Annotated in this window: 4 protein-coding genes; all 4 read right to left on the reverse strand. The window is 41.6% G+C overall.

Features of this window, described 5'->3' with window-relative positions:
• Positions 1-17: 17 nt before the first annotated feature.
• The 4 genes from ACUVXA_RS17785 to ACUVXA_RS17800 all read right to left on the reverse strand — a co-directional run bounded on the left by ACUVXA_RS17785 (position 18) and on the right by ACUVXA_RS17800 (position 3,577).
• Positions 18-590 (reverse strand): ABC transporter permease, encoded by a 573-nt coding sequence (locus tag ACUVXA_RS17785; protein WP_445872627.1) that lies wholly within the window; start codon positions 588-590, stop codon positions 18-20.
• A 141-nt stretch (positions 591-731) separates the two neighbouring features.
• A complete protein-coding gene (locus ACUVXA_RS17790; RefSeq protein ID WP_445872628.1) occupies positions 732-1,625 on the reverse strand; it encodes an ABC transporter permease in 894 nt (297 codons plus the stop codon).
• A 61-nt stretch (positions 1,626-1,686) separates the two neighbouring features.
• A complete protein-coding gene (locus ACUVXA_RS17795) occupies positions 1,687-2,580 on the reverse strand; it encodes an ABC transporter permease (protein WP_445872629.1) in 894 nt (297 codons plus the stop codon).
• A gap of 1 nt (position 2,581) precedes the next feature.
• Entirely contained in the window at positions 2,582-3,577 is a 996-nt protein-coding gene (locus ACUVXA_RS17800) for an ATP-binding cassette domain-containing protein (RefSeq protein WP_445872630.1), read from the reverse strand.
• Positions 3,578-3,922 lie beyond the last annotated feature (345 nt).

Below are 3,922 nucleotides of genomic sequence, written 5' to 3' on the forward strand. Positions count from 1 at the left end.
AAAGTCTAAGAATGGTATTATTTATCATTAAATCTTTCTACTGCTGTAAACCCCATTATCAGCAGAATAAGGAAGGGTATTGTGAACAGAATATAGAATCCGGTGTTAATTTTCACCCCAATCAGGGGGACGAGTGCAAGCATAATTACGCCCTGTATCAGGCTTCTCAGTACAGTTGACATGGTTTTTCCCAGTATGATGGATGTGCGGGGAATCGGGGATACGAGCAACTTGGTTAAGAAACCCATACGTTTATCCCAGAATATTGAGGTGCCAGAGAAAGCCGCTATAAACATTACGGAAGCTGCCACCACACCCGATGCATAGAAATCGATATAATTAACACCAAATATGTTCAGTAAAACGTACTTTATAGGTGATGATGGGAGAAATAGCAAGAACAGGGAAATAATACCGGGTAAGCCCTGTACATTATCCGATAAGTTATAGAGGGGCATACCTCCGCTGAAGGCGAATCCGAAAAAGATTAGCCAGACCAGTGGGGTGATGAGTGATGTTGCGAATTGGATTCTTCGCCGAAAGTAATGTTTCATATCTCTTTGAGCTATTTGCCAAGCCTCAGCTAACATGTAGCACATTACCTCTGAGAAACGGCGCTAAACTCGGTTTATAAGGTCTACTACAAAAATATTTCAATAAAAACTTCGGTCTAATTTGATTATAAACAATAAAATTCACATATTGAAGAATTGGAGGGGTTAAGAGTGTGTTCAAATGGTATATTTTCTGAATAGTAGAGCTCCGACTACCACCATAACCACAAATATCACCATTAGCACCACGAAATCTAATAATAGGGAGCCCCCGATTCCCAAAAAAAATAAATTCCAACTGATTGGCATATACAGGCTACCAAACAGGGCCAATCTAGTAGCATCAATAGCATAGGTTAATGGATTTCCTTGGGCGACAAACTGCAACCAATTTGGCATGGAGTCTAGGGGTACGATCGCTGAACTTGCAAAGAATAGGGGGAGTAGTATCATTTGAAATACGCCGAAGAAGACCTCGTGATCGGCCAACTTGATTCCTAATGCTACGGAGAGGCCGGAGAGACCTGCGGCGAAGACTATCATGAAGGGGATGCTTATGGCAACGCCTAATATACCAGTGTAAATTTTAGCTCCCAAGAGTACCGCCAGTACAACGACTACTAGAGCTTGTATTAGGCTTCTGATAGTTGATGACATCATTTTTCCGAGCATTATAGAGGATCTGGGAATTGGGGCTACTAACAACTTGGTAATATACCCAAACCTCTTATCCCAGATGATGCTTATTCCAGACATGAAAGCAGTAACCATAACAGTGGCGGCAATAATTCCCGTCGCCAAAAAATCAAGATATTGAATACCGTAACTGGTTAACAGGATAGATCTTAGAGCCTCATCAATTGGAAGAAAATAAATGTAAAATTGAAGAATATTTAATAATCCTTGACCACCAAAAATTCCTGCACCCAAACCAGGTATCCCTGAACTTATTGCGTAGCCAAAAAAGCCCAGCCAAACCGCAGGCTGTATGAACGAGGTTAACACCTGCACTTTTCTTCGTACAAAATGCCTTAGCTCTCTTTCCGTTACATACCATGCCTCTTTAAACAACAGCTTTTCCACCATCAAACTCATTCTAATTATCAGTCTAAAGCTAGCCCTTGAAAATTTTTCATTTAAGTGATCTTCTAAAAATGGTTACCCCGATTGAAACCATAATCACTATAAATAAGGTTAACACAGCTGCATCCACTAGAAGACTTCCTCCAATCCCAATAAGGGCGTAACCACCACCCAGCGGACCAAATGTACCGCCGATGAGGCCTAATCTTAAAGCATCGACGGCGTAGGTTAAGGGATTAAAGTAAGCCACAACCTGTAGCCATCCCGGCATCAGTTGAATGGGGACAAGGGCACCAGAAGCAAAGAACAAGGGTAAAAGTATAAGGTTAATAATTCCGAAAAATTCCTCGTGCTCCGCCATCTTAATGCCAACCGCCGTGGACAAACCTGAGAATCCCAAGGTGAACAGAATCATATAGGGCACGGCTATCACCACCCCCAGTAGTCCTGTGTTCATTTTCGCACCCAAAACTACCGCCAAACCTATAACTATTAACCCCTGTATCATCGCCCTAACGGTTGCCGAAATCATTTTACCAAACATTATCGAACTTCTGGGAATCGGACTGACCAACAATTTATTGAGATAGCCAAATCTCCTATCAAACACTATAGAAACACCCGCAAACATCCCAGTAAACATAATAGTCATAGCTACAATACCAGGAGAGAGAAAAGAGAGGTAACTCGTGGTGGTCAAATTCGAAAGAATATAACTCCGCCAAAATTCAAGATTCAGAGATAAAACGAAAAAAGTGAGCAATGTAGGAATACCCTCAATCCCAAGGCTACTCAAATTAAACCCAGGCAAACCCCCACTAAGCGCATAGCCGAATAACGCCAGCCAAATCACCGGAGTAGCAAGCGAGGTGACTACCTGAATTCTTCGCCTGTAAAAATGTTTAATCTCTCTCGAAGCTACATACCAAGATTCGCTCAACATACTATTGACGCCTTCTCCTCTGCATTAGCATCATTCTTTTGAATAATTCAATCTTATCCGCCTTCTCTTCCCTAAGGCTTCTACCCGTGAACTTTATGAATACGTCGTCAAGGGTGGGGCGGCTTAAAGAGATATTATCTATGCCGATACCAATCTTATTCGCTTCCTGAAACAACTTCGGTATCGCAGTTTCACCCTTATCCACCGTTAACCGAATTCCATCTTCTTGCGGCAAAACCTCGGTAACAAAATTCAAAGTCTTAATATGGCTCAGAAATTTTTCCCTGTCATTAGCATGCACCGTAATAATGTCACCACCCAGCATCCCCTTAAGCTCCTCCGGAGTACCAATATTCACAATCTTCCCATAATCAATAATCGCAATACGGTCACACAGCTTATCCGCCTCATCCATATAATGAGTAGTCATAAAAATCGTAATACCCTGCTCATTCAAATTCGTAACATACTCCCAAATACTAGCCCGACTCGAAGGATCTAAACCTAAAGTTGGTTCGTCTAGGAATAGTATCTCTGGTCGGTGCATTAGTCCTTCGGCGATTTCTAGTCTGCGGCGCATTCCGCCTGAGAATTTTTTGACTAGGGTGTTTTCCCATTCGGTTAGTTCTACTACTTGGAGGAGTTCGGGTACTCTTTGTTTTATGAGGTTTTTGGGCATGTGGTAGAGTTTGCCGTGTAGTTCCATGTTTTCTCGAGCGGTGAGTTCGTCGTCTACGCTTATGTCTTGAGGTACGAGTCCGATTTTTTCTCTTACTTGGTCGGGTTGGGTTTTTACGTCTAGTCCGGCGACTTTGGCTTCGCCTTCGGTTATTTGGGTTAGGGTGCATAGCATGTGTACGGTGGTTGTTTTTCCGGCTCCGTTGGGTCCTAGGAATCCGAATATTTCTCCTTCTTCTACTTGGAAGTTTATGTGGTCTACGGCTGTGAATTTGCCTCCGAATATTTTGGTTAGGTTGTTTGTTTCGACGATTGGCATTGTTGTGACCTCGTTTATATTTTTGTTTTAGGTGTTATTTATTGACTAAGTTTGTTTAATGAATGGACTGTTTGGGCTGTTTTTAATCCTATTTATTTCCCATGAAAAACTAAAGATTTTCATACTTTGTCTAAGAAGCGAAGCTTATGTAGGTTTTTTTAGATTGGGGGACATGGTGGTTGCTTTCTTATAAAATTTTAGGATATTTTGGTGGGGGATTAATCGAATTTTTAGTTGGTGTGGTTCTTTTTATTTTATTAGATGGGTGTTTTGGTGGTTTTTTCTTTTGGTTTTATTTTTTCTGGATGGTGGTGGTTTTCTTCTGTTCTGTGGATTCTGGAAAGG

Source organism: Candidatus Jordarchaeum sp. (genome assembly GCF_052745115.1).

What these genes read in the sequence shown, in the direction of transcription:
- ACUVXA_RS17785 (WP_445872627.1), bottom strand. Translation starts at nt 590, where the DNA reads ATGTTAGCTGAGGCTTGGCAAATAGCTCAAAGAGATATGAAACATTAC.
- ACUVXA_RS17795 (WP_445872629.1), bottom strand. Translation starts at nt 2,580, where the DNA reads ATGTTGAGCGAATCTTGGTATGTAGCTTCGAGAGAGATTAAACATTTT.
- ACUVXA_RS17800 (WP_445872630.1), bottom strand. Translation starts at nt 3,577, where the DNA reads ATGCCAATCGTCGAAACAAACAACCTAACCAAAATATTCGGAGGCAAA.